Annotated in this window: 15 protein-coding genes; 7 read left to right on the plus strand and 8 right to left on the minus strand. The window is 70.5% G+C overall.

Features of this window, described 5'->3' with window-relative positions; translation table 11 throughout:
• Nucleotides 1–6 precede the first annotated feature (6 nt).
• Nucleotides 7–1038: a septation protein SepH gene (sepH, locus tag ABC304_RS13665; RefSeq protein WP_412931414.1), complete on the minus strand. Its 1032-nt coding sequence runs from the start codon at nucleotides 1036–1038 to the stop codon at nucleotides 7–9.
• A 222-nt stretch (nucleotides 1039–1260) separates the two neighbouring features.
• On the opposite strand from sepH, the gene ABC304_RS13670 reads away from it, so the two are divergent.
• The gene (locus ABC304_RS13670; RefSeq protein WP_127095478.1) at nucleotides 1261–1554 is read left to right on the plus strand and encodes a DUF4193 domain-containing protein; all 294 of its coding nucleotides are present in this window, start codon (nucleotides 1261–1263) and stop codon (nucleotides 1552–1554) included.
• A 43-nt stretch (nucleotides 1555–1597) separates the two neighbouring features.
• Here ABC304_RS13670 and ABC304_RS13675 read toward each other — a convergent pair whose 3' ends face one another.
• Nucleotides 1598–2068 (minus strand): DUF3093 domain-containing protein, encoded by a 471-nt coding sequence (locus tag ABC304_RS13675; protein WP_412931416.1) that lies wholly within the window; start codon nucleotides 2066–2068, stop codon nucleotides 1598–1600.
• An 18-nt stretch (nucleotides 2069–2086) separates the two neighbouring features.
• Between ABC304_RS13675 and dut the strand changes: the two genes are divergently transcribed.
• From dut to dxs, 5 genes are all read left to right on the plus strand, one after another.
• Nucleotides 2087–2518: a dUTP diphosphatase gene (dut, locus tag ABC304_RS13680; RefSeq protein ID WP_412931418.1), complete on the plus strand. Its 432-nt coding sequence runs from the start codon at nucleotides 2087–2089 to the stop codon at nucleotides 2516–2518.
• Between the two features lie 20 nt (nucleotides 2519–2538).
• Complete coding sequence (locus ABC304_RS13685; protein WP_412931420.1) at nucleotides 2539–3159, plus strand: DUF3710 domain-containing protein; 621 nt, start codon at nucleotides 2539–2541, stop codon at nucleotides 3157–3159.
• Nucleotides 3156–3905 carry a DUF3159 domain-containing protein gene (locus ABC304_RS13690; protein ID WP_412931421.1) on the plus strand — a complete coding sequence of 250 codons (750 nt, stop codon included), beginning with the start codon at nucleotides 3156–3158 and terminating at the stop codon, nucleotides 3903–3905. The genes ABC304_RS13685 and ABC304_RS13690 overlap by 4 nt, the downstream gene beginning before the upstream one ends.
• 134 nt (nucleotides 3906–4039) lie before the next feature.
• Nucleotides 4040–6910: an aconitate hydratase gene (locus ABC304_RS13695; RefSeq protein WP_412931423.1), complete on the plus strand. Its 2871-nt coding sequence runs from the start codon at nucleotides 4040–4042 to the stop codon at nucleotides 6908–6910.
• A 145-nt stretch (nucleotides 6911–7055) separates the two neighbouring features.
• Nucleotides 7056–9008, plus strand: a complete 1953-nt coding sequence (gene dxs / locus ABC304_RS13700) for a 1-deoxy-D-xylulose-5-phosphate synthase (protein ID WP_412932949.1) — start codon at nucleotides 7056–7058, stop codon at nucleotides 9006–9008.
• Between the two features lie 82 nt (nucleotides 9009–9090).
• Here the strand turns inward: dxs and ABC304_RS13705 are convergent, their stop codons facing one another.
• The 4 genes from ABC304_RS13705 to ABC304_RS13720 form a co-directional block, all read right to left on the minus strand.
• Complete coding sequence (locus tag ABC304_RS13705) at nucleotides 9091–11253, minus strand: 3-hydroxyacyl-CoA dehydrogenase NAD-binding domain-containing protein (RefSeq protein ID WP_412931425.1); 2163 nt, start codon at nucleotides 11251–11253, stop codon at nucleotides 9091–9093.
• Nucleotides 11254–11262: 9 nt separating this feature from the next.
• A complete protein-coding gene (locus ABC304_RS13710) occupies nucleotides 11263–12468 on the minus strand; it encodes a thiolase family protein (protein WP_412931428.1) in 1206 nt (401 codons plus the stop codon).
• 73 nt (nucleotides 12469–12541) lie between these two features.
• Nucleotides 12542–13744: an HRDC domain-containing protein gene (locus ABC304_RS13715; RefSeq protein ID WP_412931430.1), complete on the minus strand. Its 1203-nt coding sequence runs from the start codon at nucleotides 13742–13744 to the stop codon at nucleotides 12542–12544.
• Nucleotides 13737–14327: a DUF3000 domain-containing protein gene (locus ABC304_RS13720; protein WP_412931432.1), complete on the minus strand. Its 591-nt coding sequence runs from the start codon at nucleotides 14325–14327 to the stop codon at nucleotides 13737–13739. The genes ABC304_RS13715 and ABC304_RS13720 overlap by 8 nt, the downstream gene beginning before the upstream one ends.
• 25 nt (nucleotides 14328–14352) lie before the next feature.
• Between ABC304_RS13720 and ABC304_RS13725 the strand changes: the two genes are divergently transcribed.
• Entirely contained in the window at nucleotides 14353–15564 is a 1212-nt protein-coding gene (locus ABC304_RS13725; protein ID WP_412931433.1) for an alpha/beta hydrolase family protein, read from the plus strand.
• 12 nt (nucleotides 15565–15576) lie between these two features.
• Here the strand turns inward: ABC304_RS13725 and ABC304_RS13730 are convergent, their stop codons facing one another.
• Entirely contained in the window at nucleotides 15577–16014 is a 438-nt protein-coding gene (locus tag ABC304_RS13730; RefSeq protein ID WP_412931435.1) for a SufE family protein, read from the minus strand.
• A gap of 85 nt (nucleotides 16015–16099) precedes the next feature.
• Nucleotides 16100–17002, minus strand: a complete 903-nt coding sequence (locus tag ABC304_RS13735) for a sulfurtransferase (protein WP_412931436.1) — start codon at nucleotides 17000–17002, stop codon at nucleotides 16100–16102.
• Between the last annotated feature and the right edge of the window lie 98 nt (nucleotides 17003–17100).

Genomic DNA, 17100 nt, shown 5'->3' on the forward strand with positions numbered 1-17100 from the left:
ACCCGTTCAGTCCTCGGTGCGCGCGCCGAAGACGATCTCGTCCCACGACGGCATCGACGTGCGACCCTTGCGGCGTCCGCCTCCGTCGCCGGATGCCGCGGCCCGCTCGTTCTGGGCGGGCACCGACGATCCGCTCGGCGTCTCGTCGTAGCCCGGCTCGAGCGCGTCGAAGAGGGCGACGGGGGAATGCGAACGCGACGGCGCCTCGCCCTCCATGCCCGGCAGCGGCTCGCGCTGGCCACGGCGCCGACGCAGGGCCTCGAGCAGGTCCGCAGTCTCGGACGACGGCGAGGACGTGTTGTCGGCGCGCTTGACCGCCGCGTTCTCGACGGCGGCCGTGGTCGGGGCCGGCACCTCGGGGCTCTCGATGTCGGCGTCGGGCATGCGCCGCGGGCCGAACGCGCCGCTGTCGAAGCGGGACTCGTCCTTGCCCGCCGGCACCTCCAGGGCGCGCAGCCGCGGGATGAGTCCATCCGGCAGCGAGCCCTGACGCGACAGCTGGATGGCGTCGGCGTTCTGCGGCGAGAGCGTCGTGCGGCGCGGGTCGAAGCCCCACCGGGCGTCGTGGTCGACATCGCCCGCGGTGAACTCCAGCTTGACCACCCAGCCGGTCGGCTCCTTCCAGCTCGTCCAGCGCTCGCCCGACGCGCCGGCCTCGGCCAGCTTCGCGCGGACGGCGGCACCGAAGGTCGGCAGGGCGTCGGGCTCGAGGTCGCCGCCGAGGAGGACGGGCACGGACAGCGCCTGTCCGACGATGTGCTCGCGCTCGGCCAGCACCGGACCCTCGAAGCGCTGCACGTCCTCGACGCGCGCCTCCAGCAGGACGGCGACCTCCTGCGCAGACAGGCCGGCGCGGATGTGCGCCTGGATCTCGCGCGGGCTGGGGCGGTTCACGGGCACCTCGTCGGCGCGATCGCGTCCGATCCGGCGCAGCTCGCCGCGCAGGACACTGTCGACGGCGAGCGAGAATCGCTCGCCCGATTCGGTCGCGAGGACGAGCCTGTCGTCTTCGGTCCCGATGACTTTGAGCTGTTCCATGCGGACGCCTCTTTCGTTCCGGCGGTGTGCTCGCCATGGTGTCACAGGGGCGGCGCGGAGCCGGGAATATCCGGGGCGCGCCGCGAGTTCCACGCTCGTGAAGACCGCGGATGGATCGGCTCCGAAGCCGCATTTGCTTATTGGTCCGCGGTCATGCAAACTATGGCCGCCCGACAGGGCCCACGGTTCTACAACACCCCCCGGAAGAAGAGACGCTCACGCATGGCCACGGATTACGACGCCCCCCGCAAGACCGAGGACGACAGCGAGTCGATCGAGGCGCTGAAGGAGCGCGTCCCCGACAAGCTGTCGGGTGCGGTCGACGTCGAGGACGCCGACAACCCGTCGGGATTCGAGCTTCCCGGAGCCGATCTGTCCGACCTCGAACTCGACGTCGTCGTGCTGCCCCCGCAGGAGGACGAGTTCACCTGCTCCAACTGCTTCCTCGTGAAGCACCGCTCGCAGCTCGACCACGACACCGCCCACGGCCCCATGTGCAAGGAGTGCGCGGCCTGACGACCGCCGTCCCCGTCGTCGCACGCGGCGACGGGGCGCACCCTCAGGACTGAGCCCGGCGCACCGCCGCAACGAGCCGGTCGGGCGTACGGGACGAGATCACCCAGTACGGCGTCGGGTCATCGGGATCCGTGACGGCGAACGTCGCGACCGAATCGATCCCGCCCCGGATGAGGTGCCACGCCCGCGGGTGGAGACCGGCGCTGCGCGCGTACTGCGCGTCGTCGCCGGACACCCAGGATCCGGCATCCAGGAACTCGACCGGGATGTGCGCGCGACCGGCGCGCAGCTCCCCGTCCTGCACCGTGACGACGGGCGATCCGGCTACCAGCAGCGCCACCACGGCTATGCCCACGAGCGCCCCCACGACGAGTGCGACGGTGGTGTCGAGCGGCACGAAGACGAGTGCGGCCATGGGGCCGCAGAGTGCGGCGGAGACCAGGAACCACAGCGACGGGCCGAGCCTTTCGCGGTACGGCGCGGCCGTCCTCGTGGGGACGTTCTGCATCGCCATCTGCACTACCCTCGTTGCGTGACCGAAACCGTGGACGTTCCCATTATCGCCGCCGACGTCCCGCGGTACGCGCACCCCGGTGATGCCGGAGCCGACCTCACCTCCGCCGAGGCGGTCCGCCTCGGGCCGAGGGAGCGGGCCCTCGTCGCGACGGGCGTGCGCATCGCGCTGCCGGACGGATACGTCGCCTTCGTGGTGCCGCGCAGCGGTCTGGCCGCACGCCACGGCATCACCATCGTCAACTCGCCCGGCACGGTGGATGCCGGCTACCGGGGGGAGATCAAGGTCACTCTCCTCAACACCGACAGCACGGAGGCGTTCGACGTCGCCGTCGGCGACCGCATCGCCCAGCTGATCGTCATGCCCGTCCCCCGCGCGCACTTCATCCCCGTCGAGGAGCTGCCCGACAGCGTCCGCGGCGCCGGCGGCTTCGGCTCGACCGGCATCTGACAAGGAGCACGACACCACTCATGACCGACGAGACGCCCGACGACGACACCCTGGCCGACGACGCCGCCACCGAGACCCACGTACCGCTCGACCGCGCCGCCGACGGCCCGTTCGACGAGACCGAGGCGAACCCCGTCCGCCCCTACATCGATCTGGGCGGCATCAAGATCCTTCCGCGCGAGGGTCTGAACCTCCGGCTCGAGGTCGAGGAGCAGACCAAGCGCATCGTGGCGGTCGGCCTCGACTACGCCGAGTCGACGCTGCAGGTGCAGGCGTTCGCCGCGCCCCGGTCGACCGGACTGTGGGAAGAGACGCGCGAGCAGATCCGCGCCCAGATCCGTCAGCAGGGCGGCCGCGTCGAGGAGCGGGAGGGCCCGCTCGGCCCCGAGCTGCTCGCCGAGGTTCCCGTCATCGCGGGCGCCGACGCCGCGAGCGGCAAGCGCCTGGCGCGCTTCATCGGCGTTGACGGCCCGCGCTGGTTCCTGCGCGGCGTCATCGGGGGAGCAGCGGCAGCCGACCCGGATGCCGCAGCCAAGGTCGAGGACCTGTTCCGCTCGATCGTGGTCGTGCGCGGCGGCACGCCGATGCCTCCGCGCGACCTGATCCCGCTGAAGATGCCCGCGACCCCGGGCGCCGCGTGACCGAGGAGCGACCGCCGGCCACGGACGACGACCCCGCGCTCACCCCTCCGCCGGCCTCCGACGCGCTCGGCGCGGCTCTGGGCACCGCCGCGCGCCGTGCGGGCTTCGACCCGACGCAGGGAGGCTCGACGGGCACCGCGGTCTGGCGCGCCATGGGCGGCTGGCGCGGCGTGCTGGAGTCGGTCCTGCCGACCCTGGCGTTCGTGATCCTCTTCACGGTCACCCTCGACCCGGCCACGAACGAGGGGAATCTGTGGCTCAGCCTGGGCGTCTCGGTGGGCGTGGCGCTGCTGTTCACGGTGGTGCGCCTCGCGACCAAGTCGCCGCCGTCCGCCGCTCTCGGCGGCCTCATCGCGGCGGTCGCGGCCGCGGCACTCGCGCTCTTCACCGGCCGGGGCGTCGACAACTTCGTCCCCGGCCTGATCACGAACGGGGTCTACGGCACGGCGCTGCTCGTCTCCGCCCTCGTCGGGTGGCCGATCATCGGCCTGGCGGTCGGCTTCCTCGTCAACGACGGCACGCGCTGGCGCCGCGACAAGCGTCGTCGCCGCGCCTTCTTCTGGCTCACGCTCATGTGGGCGGGGCTCTTCGCGGCGCGGCTGGCCGTGCAGCTTCCGCTGTACCTCACCGGCAACACGGGGGCGCTCGGCACCCTCAAGCTCGTGATGGGACTGCCCTTGTTCGCCCCTCTGGTGGCGGTCACGTGGCTCGCCGTGCGTGCGCTCTACCCTCCGCCCCCGAAGTGATATATTTATCTTGACATCAAGATAAATTCTCCGACTGGACATTAGGTCCGCCTCACTGGCGACCCACGCCCGCGCGGGGAAAGATGGGGTGCGGCGGGCTTCTGCCCGCTCCTCCGCCGACGAAGGAGACGAACGTGTCCACTGTTGACAGCTTCGGTGCCAAGAGCACCCTGACGGTCGGCAGCACCGACTTCGAGATCTTCCGCATCGACGCGGTGCCGGGCTACGAGACGCTGCCCTTCAGCCTCAAGGTGCTGCTCGAGAACCTGCTCCGCACCGAGGACGGCGCCAACGTCACGAAGGAGCAGATCGAGGCGCTGGGATCGTGGGATGCCGCGGCCGACCCCGACACCGAGATCCAGTTCACGCCGGCGCGCGTGGTCATGCAGGACTTCACCGGCGTGCCGTGCATCGTCGATCTCGCCACTATGCGCGAGGCCGTCGAGGCCCTGGGCGGCGACCCCAAGAAGATCAACCCGCTCTCGCCGGCCGAGATGGTCATCGACCACTCCGTCATCGCCGACCTCTTCGGCAGCGAGAACGCGCTGGAGCGCAACGTCGAGATCGAGTACGAGCGCAACGGCGAGCGGTACCAGTTCCTGCGGTGGGGCCAGACCGCGTTCGACGACTTCAAGGTCGTCCCGCCGGGCACCGGCATCGTGCACCAGGTCAACATCGAGCACCTGGCGAAGGTCATCTACGACCGCACCGTGGACGGCACGCTGCGCGCATACCCCGACACGTGCGTCGGCACCGACTCGCACACCACGATGGTGAACGGGCTCGGCGTGCTGGGCTGGGGCGTCGGCGGCATCGAGGCCGAGGCGGCGATGCTCGGCCAGCCCGTCTCCATGCTGATCCCCAAGGTCGTGGGTTTCAAGCTGTCCGGCGCGATCCCCACGGGCGTCACCGCGACCGACGTGGTGCTCACGATCACCGACATGCTGCGCAAGCACGGCGTGGTCGGCAAGTTCGTCGAGTTCTACGGGGAGGGCGTGGCCAGCGTGCCGCTGGCCAACCGCGCCACCATCGGCAACATGAGCCCCGAGTTCGGCTCGACGGCCGCCATGTTCCCCATCGACTCCGTCACGGTGGACTACCTGCGCCTCACCGGCCGCAGTGAGGAGTCCCTCGCCCTGGTCGAGGAGTACGCCAAGCAGCAGCACCTGTGGCACGACCCCTCGATCGAGCCCGTGTTCAGCGAGTACATGGAGCTGGACCTCTCCACGGTCGTCCCCTCCATCGCCGGACCGAAGCGCCCGCAGGACCGCATCGAGCTGTCGCAGTCCAAGGAGCGCTTCGGGAAGGACCTCCTGGACTACGCCGTGCCCGGCGCGCACACCGTCGTGGACGCAGCCGTCGAGGGCACGTTCCCCGCCTCCGACCCGCTCGGGTTCACGCCGCAGGATGAGGGCGACAGCGCCGAGCCCGCCCCCTCCGAGGTGAGCCACCAGCACGAGCACGCCGCCAGCATGCTGAGCGCGTCGCCGGCCGGCGTCTCCAAGCCGACGACCGTGACGCTCGAGGACGGCCAGACGTTCACCCTGGACCACGGCGCCGTCACGATCGCCGCCATCACGTCGTGCACGAACACGTCGAACCCGTCCGTGATGCTCGCCGCGGGCCTGCTGGCCCGCAACGCGGTGCGCAAGGGACTCAAGGCCAAGCCGTGGGTCAAGACCACCCTGGCCCCGGGCTCGAAGGTCGTCACCGACTACTACGAGAAGGCCGGCCTCACGCAGGACCTCGAGGACCTGGGCTTCTACACGGTCGGCTACGGCTGCACCACGTGCATCGGCAACTCCGGACCGCTCATCGAGGAGGTCTCGGCGGCGATCAACCAGAACGACCTCGCCGTGACGGCGGTGCTCTCGGGCAACCGCAACTTCGAGGGCCGCATCAATCCCGACGTCAAGATGAACTACCTCGCCAGCCCGCCGCTGGTGATCGCGTACTCGCTCGCCGGATCGATGAACTTCGACTTCGAGACCGACCCCCTCGGGCGCGACCGCGACGGCAACGACGTCTTCCTCAAGGACATCTGGCCCGACGCCGCCGAGGTGCAGTCCACGATCGACTCGTCGATCAACACGGAGATGTTCACGCACCAGTACGCGAGCGTGTTCGAGGGCGACGAGCGCTGGCAGACGCTGCCGACGCCCACCGGCGACGTCTTCGAGTGGGACGAATCCTCGACCTACGTCCGCAAGCCCCCGTACTTCGAGGGCATGACGATGGAGCTGACCCCGGTCCGCGACATCGAGGGCGCGCGCGTCATGGCGACGCTGCTGGACTCGGTCACGACCGACCACATCAGCCCGGCCGGCAACATCAAGGTCGACAGCCCGGCGGGGCAGTACCTGGCCGAGCACGGCGTGGAGCGCAAGGACTTCAACTCCTACGGCTCGCGCCGCGGCAACCACGAGGTCATGATCCGCGGCACGTTCGCGAACATCCGCCTGAAGAACCAGCTCGTGCGCTCCGTCAACGACGGCAACGAGGTGGAGGGCGGCTACACCCGCGACTTCACGCAGGAGGGCGGACCGCAGTCGTTCATCTACGACGCGAGTCAGCACTACCAGGAGGCCGGCACGCCGCTGGTGATCTTCGGCGGCAAGGAGTACGGCTCCGGCTCGTCGCGCGACTGGGCGGCCAAGGGCACGAGCCTGCTGGGCGTCAAGGCGGTCATCACCGAGAGCTTCGAGCGCATCCACCGCTCGAACCTCATTGGCATGGGCGTCGTCCCGTTGCAGTTCCCCGCCGGCGAGAGCTGGGCCTCGCTGGGCCTGGACGGCACCGAGATCGTCTCGATCACGGGCCTGGAGCAGCTGAACGAGGGCACCACGCCCAAGACGGTGCGCGTCACCGCCACCCCGAGCGAGTTCTCGGCTCCCGGCAAGGAGACGGTCGAGTTCGACGCTGTCGTGCGCATCGACACGCCGGGTGAGGCGGACTACTACCGCAACGGCGGCATCCTGCAGTACGTGCTGCGCTCGCTGGTCTGAGCGCGAACCGAAGGGCCGGAGACACACGTCTCCGGCCCTTCGGCGTGTCACGGCCACGGTCGACCGCCCGCCGCCCACGGCGGCGTTCCGGGCTCCCGCGGTGCCCGGCGGGTAGACTTGCCGGATGTCGGACGAGGGGAACAGGATGCCGCGACTGGGCTCCATCGGAGGTCCGCGCGACCTCGACGCACTGAGCGTGGAAGAGCTCGAGGATCTCGCCCAGGAGATCCGCGACTTCCTCATCGAGAACGTCTCCCGCACCGGCGGACACCTCGGACCGAACCTCGGCGTGGTCGAGCTGACCCTCGCCATGCACCGCGTGTTCGACTCGCCGAACGACCCGATGATCTTCGACACGGGCCACCAGTCCTACGTGCACAAGCTGCTCACCGGGCGCCAGGACTTCTCGCGACTGCGGTCGCGCGGTGGCCTCGCTGGCTACCCGCAGCGCTCGGAGAGCCCCCACGACGTCGTGGAGTCCTCCCACGCCTCCAGCTCGCTCAGCTGGGCCGACGGCGTCTCGCGCGCCCTCACCCGCACCGGCCGGAAGGACCGCCACGTTGTCGCCGTGGTCGGCGACGGCTCGCTCACGGGCGGCATGACGTGGGAGGCCCTCAACAACATCTCCGATGAGAACGACCGCAACCTGGTCATCATCGTCAACGACAACGGCCGCTCCTACGCCCCGACCATCGGCGGCATGGCGCGCTACCTGAACCGCGTGCGCACGGCGGAGACGTATCGGCACCTCCACGAGGGGTCGGCCACCCTGTTCGGTCGCCTGGGTCCCGCCGCCCGCGCCGTCTACCGCGGCGTCCGCGGCGGCACCCACGGGTTCCTGTCGCGCTTCACGAACAACGCCGCGCTGTACTCGAACCTTGACATCAAGTACCTCGGGCCCGTCGACGGTCACGACATCGGCGTGATGATCGAGACGCTGGAGCTCGCCAAGAGCTACGGCGCGCCCGTCATCGTGCACGCCATCACCGAGAAGGGCCGCGGCTACCAGCCGGCCCTCGACGACGAGGCCGACCAGTTCCACGCGGTCGGCAAGATCGATCCCCTCACCGGCGCGGCCGTCGGCGGCGCGGGGAGCGTCGGCTGGGGCGACGTCTTCGCCGAGGAGCTCCTCGCGATCGGCGAGGAGCGCGAGGATGTCGTCGGCATCACGGCGGCGATGCTGCGGCCCACCGGCCTCCTGCCGTTCGCCCAGCGCTTCCCCGACCGCGTGTACGACGTCGGCATCGCGGAGCAGCACGCCGTCGCCTCGGCGGCCGGTCTCGCCTTCGGCGGCCTGCACCCGGTCGTCGCCATCTACGCCACGTTCATGAACCGCGCCTTCGACCAGGTGATGATGGATGTCGCACTGCACCGCGCGGGCGTCACCTTCGTGCTCGACCGCGCCGGCGTCACGGGCCCCGACGGCCCGAGCCACCACGGCATCTGGGACCTCGCGATGCTGCAGATCGTGCCGCACATCCGCATCGCGGTGCCGCGCGACGAGGCGCGCCTCCGCGAAGAGCTCCGCGAGGCCGTCGCCGTCGCCGACGCGCCCACCGTGGTGCGCTTCCCGAAGGGCTCGGTCGGCGCCGATCTGCCAGCGGTGGAGCGACTCTCCGACGGCGTCGACGTGCTCGCGCAGTCCGAGGCGAAGGACGTCCTCCTCGTCGGCATCGGCCCCATGGCCCACCTCGCCGTCGATGTGGCCGGACGTCTGCGCGCACAGGGCATCGGCGCCACGGTCGTCGACCCCCGGTGGGTCGTGCCCGTGCAGCCGTCGATCGTCGAGCTCGCAGCATCCCATCGCCTCGTCATCACCATCGAGGACGGCATCCGCGTCGGCGGCGTCGGCACGCGCGTGCGGCAGGTGCTGCGCGAGGCGGGCGTCGACACGGCCGTGGACGAGCTCGGACTGCCCGACGAGTTCATCGACCACGCGACGCGCGAGCAGATCCTTGAGGACGCCGGTCTCACGGCCGCCAAGATCGCGCAGGACGTCGTCTCGCAGGTGCTCGGCACCCGCATCCCCAAGGCCCGCCCGGAGGGCAGTGACGTGTCGTCGGTCGATGACTGGGAGAGCACCCCGCCGCGGCCGTGACGATCTCTCGAGGCGCCGAGCAGCGTGCGACGCGGACGACGGAGGGGACGGATGCCGCGGCATCCGTCCCCTCCGTGGTCCGTCAACGTGCGGCGATGCCCCGGATGACGGGGGTGTGGAACGTGCCACCGAAGACGCCCTCGGATGCGCCCTCGCGGTCGAGGTAGGGCGACGCGCCGCCGTCGATGAACGGCCAGCCCGCGCCGAGGATGAGGCAGAGGTCGATGTCCTCCACCTCGGGCACGACACCCTCGTCGAGCATGATGCGGATCTCCTGCGCGAGGCCGTCCTGCACCCGTCGGAGGATGTCCGCCTCGGACGAGGGGGAGGAGCCGACCGCGCCCTTGAGGATCTTCTCGGCCGCCTTGCTCCAGCCGGTGACGCGGCCGCCCTTGTCCTTCTCCACGACCTCGGGGAGCTCCGCCAGCCGGTGGAAGTTCTCCGAGGCGAAGAACCGGTCGGGGAACGCGTGCGCCATCGTGTCCTGCACGTGGGCCGCGACCTTCCAGCCGACGAGGTCGATGAGCTGGAACGGCGTCATCGGAAGGCCGAGCGGTCCGAAGGCCTTCTCGACCGTGAGCAGCGGAGTGCCCTCGTACACGGCACGCGCCGCCTCGCCCATGACCTTCGCCAGCAGGCGGTTGACGACGAAGCCCGGGGCGTCGCTCGTGAGCACCGCGTTCTTGCCGAGGTTGCGCGCCACTACGAATGCGGTCGACAGCGCGGCATCCGTCGTCTGCGGCGTCGTGACGACCTCGATCAGCGGCATGACGGCCACCGGGTTGAAGAAGTGGAATCCGACCAGCCGCTCGGGGTGCGCGAGCTTCGCGCCGATCTCCTCGACCGAGAGCGACGAGGTGTTGGTCGCGAGGATGGCGTCCTCGGCGATGATCGGCTCGATCTCCGCGAACACCTGCTGCTTCACGCCGACCTCTTCGAACACGGCCTCGATGACGAAGTCGCAGTCCGCGTACTCGCTCTTGTCGGTCGTGCCGTGCACGAGCGCACGGAGCTTGTTGGCCGTGTCGCCGTCCAGACGACCCTTGGCCACGAGCGTGGCGATCTCCTCGCGGATGTAGATCAGACCCTTGTCGACGCGCGCCTGATCGAGGTCGGTGATGAGCACCGGCACCTGGAGCTTCCGCAGGAACAGCAGGGCGAACTGGCTGGCCATGAGACCGGCGCCGATGATGCCGACCTTGGCGACCTTCTTCGCGAGCGCCTTGTCGGGAGCGCCCACCGGACGCTTCGCCCGCTTCTGCACGAGATCGAAGGCGTACATGGATGCCGCGAACTGATCGCCCGTGACAAGCTCGGCCAGCGCCTCGTCCTCGCGGGCGAAGCCCTCGGCCTTCGTGCCGCTCTTGGCCTTGTCGAGGAGTTCGAGGGCCGCGTAGGGCGACTTCGGAACGGTTCCGATACGGCTCTCGAGCATGGTGCGCGCCATTCGGATCGCGATGGGCCACTTGGTGAGACGCTCGATCTTTCCCGGCTCGTTCCTGCGCTCGACCTTGATCCGCCCGGCCAGCACGCCGTCGGCCCAGGCGAGGGAGTTCTCCAGGTAGGTCGCCGCGGGGAAGATCGCGTCGACGATGCCGTAGTCGAACGCCTGCTGCGGCTTGAGCATGCGGTTCTGCTTCAGCGGGTTGGAGATCACGACCTCGAGCGCGTTCTCGATGCCGATGAGGTTCGGCAGGAGGTACGCGCCGCCCCACCCGGGGATGATGCCGAGGAAGACCTCGGGCAGCGCGATCGCAGCGGCCGAGGCATCCACCGTCCGATAGGTCGAGTTCAGCGCGATCTCGAGCCCACCGCCGAGAGCGAGTCCGTTCACGAACGCGAACGACGGCACCCCGAGGTCGGAGAGACGGCCGAGCACGGAGTGGCCCAGCTGCGCGATGAGTCGTGCGCTCTCCTTCGAGTCGAGACGCGAGATGTCGCTCAGGTCGGCACCGGCGGCCAGGATGTACTTCTTTCCGGTGATGCCGACGGCGTCGATCTCACCCGCGGCCGCGCGCGCCTCCAGCGCGTCGAGTGTCGCGCCGAGCTCGGTGAGCGTGGCGGGCCCGAGGGTGTTCGGACGCGTGTGGTCGCGGCCGTTGTCGAGGGTGATCAGGGCGAGCGTCTTGCCCGAGGGGAGCCGGACGTCGCGGACGGGGGAGTGGGTGACCACTTCCCCCTCCGTGAAGGCCTGGAGGGGAGAGAAGTCGACGCCCGCGTACGGCGATGCAGAGGTGTTCGTCATCATGGTCCCTTACTTGCGCTTCTTGCCGTCGAAGTGGGGGTTCTCCCAGATGACGGAGCCGCCCTGCCCGAGTCCGACGCACATGGCGGTCAGGCCGTAGCGGACGTCGGGACGCTCGGCGAACTGCGCCGCGAGCTGGATCATGAGGCGCACACCGGAGGCGGCCAGCGGGTGCCCGAGAGCGATCGCACCGCCCCACGGGTTGACGCGCGGGTCGTCGTCGGCGATGCCGAAGTGGTCGAGCAGGGAGATCGTCTGCACGGCGAAGGCCTCGTTGAGCTCGAACAGGCCGATGTCGGAGATGGTGAGCCCGGCCTTGCGGAGGGCCTTCTCGGTCGACGGGATCGGGCCGATGCCCATGATCTCCGGTGCGACGCCGGCGAACGCGAAGGACGTCAGCTTCATCTTGGGCGTGAGGCCCAGCTCCTTCACGGCGCCGCCGCCGGCGAGGATGCTCATGGTCGCGCCGTCCGTCAGCGGCGACGAGGTGCCGGCCGTGACGCGCCCGTGCGGGCGGAAGGGGGTCTTGAGCTCGGCGAGGCCCTCCATCGTGGTCTGGGGCCGACGGCCTTCGTCCTCGGTCGCGAGTCCCCAGGCGCCCTGCGCGTCGGTGATGGCCACGGGCACGAGGTCGGGCTGGAAGCGTCCGGCCTCGTAGGCGGCCTGCGCCTTGTGCTGGCTCAGCATGCCGAACCGGTCGGCGCGCTCCTTCGTCAGATGCGGGAACCGGTCGTGGATGCGCTCGGCGGTCACGCCCATGTTGAGGGCGTCGGCGCTCACGAGCTTCTCGGTGAGGAACCGGGGGTTCGGGTCGGCGTTGCCGCCGAGGGGGTGACGGCCCATGTGCTCGACGCCGCCGGCCAGGGCGACGTCGTACATGCCCATGCCGATCGAGCCGGCCATGGTGGTCACGCTCGTCATCGCGCCGGCGCACATGCGGTCGATCGCGAAGCCGGGCACGCTCTGAGGGAGGCCGGCGAGGATCGCCGCCGTGCGCCCGAGGGTGAGCCCCTGGTCGCCCTGCTGCGTCGTCGCCGCGATCGCCACGTCGTCGATCCGGTCGCCCGGCACCCCGGGGTTGCGCTCCATCACCCCGATGATCGTCTTGACGACGAGGTCATCGGCGCGGGTGTTCCAGTACATGCCTTTCTCACCGGCGCGCCCGAACGGTGTGCGCATGCCGTCGACGAAGAAGACGTCAGAGATCTCGGCCACTCTGCCTCCAAAACTAGGGAATGCAGCCAGCCTAGGATCGGGCCTCGGGCGCCCGGAATCGGTTGGAGCGAACCTACGAGGCGTCGTCCGGCGCCGTCACGGACTCTTGCACGGAATCGACAAAGGCTTGCGCGATCAACTGTGCAGTCTGCGCAATCTGCCAGCGTCGTGCTCCCGATTCTGCGAGGGCGTCGCCGATGGATGCTGCGTCCCCGTCCGCCGGCGGAGCCCACGCGACACGGCGCAGGAGGTCGGGGGTGAGCAGGTTCTCGGTCGGCATGTGGAGCTCTTCGGCGCGGGCCTCGACGGCCGCGCGCGCGGCCTTGAGACGCGCATCGGCGGCGGGGTTGCGGTCGGCCCAGGCGCGCGGCGGCGGGAAAGAGTCGCCCGTGCCCGGTGCGCGCTCCGGGGGGAGCTCGGACGTGGCGCGACCCGCTTCGATGGCGGCCCACCAGCGGTCGAGCTGCGTGCGGCTCGCCCGGCCCGTGAACTCCTTGACCCGCGCGAGATCCTGCTTCGACACGGGCTCCGCCAGCACGGCGGCCACGAGGGCGCGGTCGGGCACCAGACGCCCGGGGGAGACGTCCTCGGCCCGCGCGTACTCCTCGCGCGCGGTCCAGAGCGCGCGGGCGACCGCGAGGTTGCGGCGTCCGCGCACCGTGTGGAGACCGCTCAGACGCCGCCAGGGCTCCTCGCGCGGTGCGCGGGGCTCGCGCACCCGCACCGCCTCGAACTCCTCGGCCGCCAGCTCGGTCTTGTCCTGCTCGGCGAGCTCCGCCACGAGCGCGTCACGCACGTCGATGAGGTGGACGACGTCGAGCGCGGCGTACTCCAGCCACGACTGCGGCAGAGGGCGCGTCGACCAGTCGGCCGCGGAGTGCTCCTTGGCCAGCGTGATGCCGAGGGTGGTCTCGACGACAGCGCCGAGGCCGACGCGGTCGTGCCCGAGGAGGCGGGCCGCCAGCTCGGTGTCGAAGATCACGGGCGGCACGAGGTCGAGCTCGCGGAGGGACGGCAGGTCCTGGCTCGCGGCGTGCAGCACCCACTCGTCCTCGCCGATCGCCCGCTGCAGCGGTGAGAGGTCGCCGACGGCCGGGGGATCGATGAGGAAGACGCCGGCGTCGCGGCGGTAGACCTGGATCAGATAGGCCCGCTGCGAGTAGCGGAAGCCCGACGCGCGCTCCACGTCGACGGCCACCGGCCCTGTGCCGCGCGACAGCGCGTCGGCGGCGTCCTGCAGGCCCTGCCGGTCGGCGATGACGGTGTAGTCAGCCACGCGCCGACCTGTGCGAACCGAGCACTGCGATCCCTTCCGAGCCGGGGGGGAGTCCCCCGAGCATGCACACGAGTTCGGCCCAGGCCTCCACGTGCGGAGCGAGACTACCCGACGGAGTCCACGATGCGCGAAGCTCGATCTGCGCTCCCTCGCCCTCCTCCTCCAGCGTGCCGAAGCCCTTCGAGAGGGTCTTGGTCGCGGTGCCGGAGGCGGAGTCGTACTCCGCACGGCGCGAGTCCAGGGCGTCGATCAGCCATGACCAGGCGACGTCGGCCAGCATCGGATCGGTGCCGATCTCGGTCTCGAGAGGCGCCTGCGCGAAGCACACGATGCGCCAGGCTCCACCCCACGCGGACGGCTCCTCCGGATCGTGCAGCAGGATCAGCCGACCGGTGCCGTAGGGGGAGTCCGCGCCTTCCGCCTCGGGCCGGATGTCGCCGGCGATGGCGAGGGCGTGCGGGGCGACCCCCGAGGGCGCCGGGATCTCGCGAACGACGAGGTCATCGCGGAACGACGTGTTCCGGACCTCCTCGACGGCGAGATCGAACGGCGAGGGAGTCGTCGGTCGACCATGCTCAGCCACGTCCACAGACTAGGCTGGGGCCTCGATGGTCCACCCCAGGCGCGCCGCATCGCGCGGCCCCTCTCCACAGCTCCTCACCGGCATCTCCGCGACGCTGGGAGCCCTCGGCGCCGCCCTCGTCTTCGTCCTCACCGCGATGGGCCTGGTCTCCGTGCGCGTCGCGCGCCGCGTGGTCACCCCCGCTCCACGACAGCCCGACACAATCCTCCGGGGGCTGGATGCCGCGGCTCAGACCATCTCGCTGTCCCGCACGGCCGACACCGTGCTTCCGGGACGCTACGGCCTGTTCGTCACCGGGACGCAGCAGTACCTGAAGGTCGGCTCCGTGCTGTCGGAGGACGCGCAGTCCGTCAAGCGCAAGCTGCTCACGCACGTTCCCGAAGGATCGCACCTCGCCGCCGAGGCCGCCTTCAGCGGCTGGTACTTCTCCCAGCCGGAGGAGCTGCAGCTGCCGTTCAGCTCGGAGCTCATCGGCACGCCGATCGGCCCCTGCCCGGCCTGGCTGTTCCCAGTCGAGGACGCCACGACGTGGGTCATCCAGGTGCACGGCCGCGGCACCACCCGCTCCGAGTGCCTCCGCGCGGTGCCGGTCTTCCACGCCGCCGGCATCTCGACGCTCGTGGTGTCGTACCGCAACGACGGCGAGGCGCCGCGCAGCCGATCGGGCACCTACGGCCTCGGTGCGACGGAATGGCGGGACGTGGATGCCGCGCTCGGCTTCGCCCGAAGGCGCGGCGCAGAGCGCGTCATCCTCATGGGGTGGTCGATGGGCGGGGCGATCGTGCTCCAGCTCGCGCTGTCTTCACCGCACGCCGACGCGGTCGCCGGCATCGTGCTCGACTCACCTGTCGTGGACTGGCGGACGGTGTTGGATTACCAGGCACAGCAGCTGAAGCTCCCGGCGCCGATCCCGGAGCTGGCGGTCGGGGCACTCAAGAACCGGTGGTCGTCGCGGATCGCGGGGTCGCGCGCACCCATCCCGTTCGACGCGCTGGATGTGGTCTCGCGGGCGGGGGAGCTGCGGCATCCGACTCTGATCCTGCACTCGGACGACGACGGCTTCGTGCCCTCCGACGCCTCGCACCTGCTGGCTGAGGCGCGGCCGGACCTCGTCGAGCTCGAGGTGTTCGAGGTGGCGCGCCACACGAAGCTGTGGAACTACGACCAGGACCGGTGGACGCGCACGATCACCGACTGGCTCGACCGGCAGGGTGTGCGCGGTCCGTCGGAGGAGTGAGGCCGGGCGTGCTCAGGCGGCGACGGCCGCGGCCACCTGGCGCTGGGCGCGGCGGAGCATGCCCGTCATGCCGGCGATGCGCAGCGGCGAGACGGCGCGGGTCAGCCCGATGGTGAGGGGGTAGTCGGCCGGCACGGCGAGGACCTCCTCCGCGCTCAGGCCGGACAGTCCCTGCACGAGGATGCTGGCGAAGCCGCGGGTGGTCGGCGCCTCCATCGGTGCGGTCGCGTGCATCTGGACGATGCCGTCCTCGACGTCGAGCACGATGAACACCGGCGACTGGCACTCCGCGACCCGCTCGTACATCTCGGGGTGACCCTCGTAGCGCGCCGGGACGTCGGGCAGCTCACCGGCGAACTCCAGCAGCAGCTGAAGCCGCTCGGGTTCGGGCAGGGCCAGGAAGTCGTCGCGGATCTCGGCGAGCACAGGGGGGACAGCGGTCTCGGACATCGATCCCATTGTCCCATGCCGTGTTTCCATCCGCTCCGCCCTCTCGACGAGCGGTGCGGGCGTGAACCGGGTCTCGAGGTGCGACCTAGCGGGAGGGGACCTCGCCGGGCTCGCTGCCGACGGCGATCGGCACGCGCACCGCGCTGCCCCACTCGGTCCAGGAGCCGTCGTAGTTGCGGACGCCCTCGAAGCCGAGCAGGTGCTGCAGGACGAACCACGTGTGGCTGGACCGCTCGCCGATGCGGCAGTAGGCGACGATCTCGTCGCCGTCGCGCAGGCCCGCGCCGTCGCGGTAGATGGCGTCGAGCTCGGCGCGCGACTTGAAGCCGCCGTCCTCGGCCACGGCCTTCGCCCACGGCACGCTCTGCGCGGAGGGGATGTGCCCGGCGCGCAAAGCGCCCTCTTCGGGGTAGGCCGGGGCGGAGGTGCGCTCACCCGAGTACTCCTCCGGCGAGCGCACGTCGATGAGCGGCTTGCCGAGGTGCGCCAGCACGTCCTCCTTGTACGCACGGAGGGCGGAGTCGTCGCGCTCGACGACCGGATACTCCGCCGCGGGGCGGGTCGTGGCATCCGTCGTCAGCGGTCGTCCCTCGGCGATCCACTTGTCGCGGCCGCCGTCGAGCAGCCGCACGTCCTCGTGGCCGAAGAGCGAGAACACCCACAGGGCGTAGGCGGCCCACCAGTTGTTCTTGTCGCCGTAGATGACGACGGTGTCGTCGCGCGAGATGCCCTTGCGGCTCATCAGCTCGGCGAACCCGGCGCCGTCGACGTAGTCGCGCACGACCGGGTCGTTGAGCTCGGTATGCCAGTCCACCTTCACCGCGCCGGGGATGTGCCCGGTCTCGTAGAGGAGGACGTCCTCGTCGGATTCGACCACCACGAGGCCGGGCGCATCGAGGCGCTCCTCGAGCCAGTCCCCGGTGACGAGACGCTCGGGGTGGGCATACTCGGCGAACTTGCCGGAAGAGGTGTCGGTCTCGACGGTCATGGAGATCTCCTGATGCGCTGACGCGGAGGGGTGCGCGGATGGAACGGCGTAGGGTTGTCACCGTCCCTTCGACCCTATGCGCTCGCGGCGGACGCGCA

The sequence above is a fragment of the Microbacterium jepli genome, from assembly GCF_047237905.1.
Lineage (GTDB): Bacteria > Actinomycetota > Actinomycetes > Actinomycetales > Microbacteriaceae > Microbacterium.

Excerpts from the sequence above, each read along its gene's own strand:
- ABC304_RS13705 (WP_412931425.1), bottom strand. The coding sequence starts at position 11,253 with ATGACGAACACCTCTGCATCGCCGTACGCGGGCGTCGACTTCTCTCCC.
- sepH (WP_412931414.1), bottom strand. The coding sequence starts at position 1,038 with ATGGAACAGCTCAAAGTCATCGGGACCGAAGACGACAGGCTCGTCCTC.
- ABC304_RS13675 (WP_412931416.1), bottom strand. The coding sequence starts at position 2,068 with ATGGCGATGCAGAACGTCCCCACGAGGACGGCCGCGCCGTACCGCGAA.
- ABC304_RS13725 (WP_412931433.1), top strand. The coding sequence starts at position 14,353 with ATGGTCCACCCCAGGCGCGCCGCATCGCGCGGCCCCTCTCCACAGCTC.
- ABC304_RS13670 (WP_127095478.1), top strand. The coding sequence starts at position 1,261 with ATGGCCACGGATTACGACGCCCCCCGCAAGACCGAGGACGACAGCGAG.
- dxs (WP_412932949.1), top strand. The coding sequence starts at position 7,056 with ATGCCGCGACTGGGCTCCATCGGAGGTCCGCGCGACCTCGACGCACTG.
- ABC304_RS13685 (WP_412931420.1), top strand. The coding sequence starts at position 2,539 with ATGACCGACGAGACGCCCGACGACGACACCCTGGCCGACGACGCCGCC.
- ABC304_RS13735 (WP_412931436.1), bottom strand. The coding sequence starts at position 17,002 with ATGACCGTCGAGACCGACACCTCTTCCGGCAAGTTCGCCGAGTATGCC.
- ABC304_RS13730 (WP_412931435.1), bottom strand. The coding sequence starts at position 16,014 with ATGTCCGAGACCGCTGTCCCCCCTGTGCTCGCCGAGATCCGCGACGAC.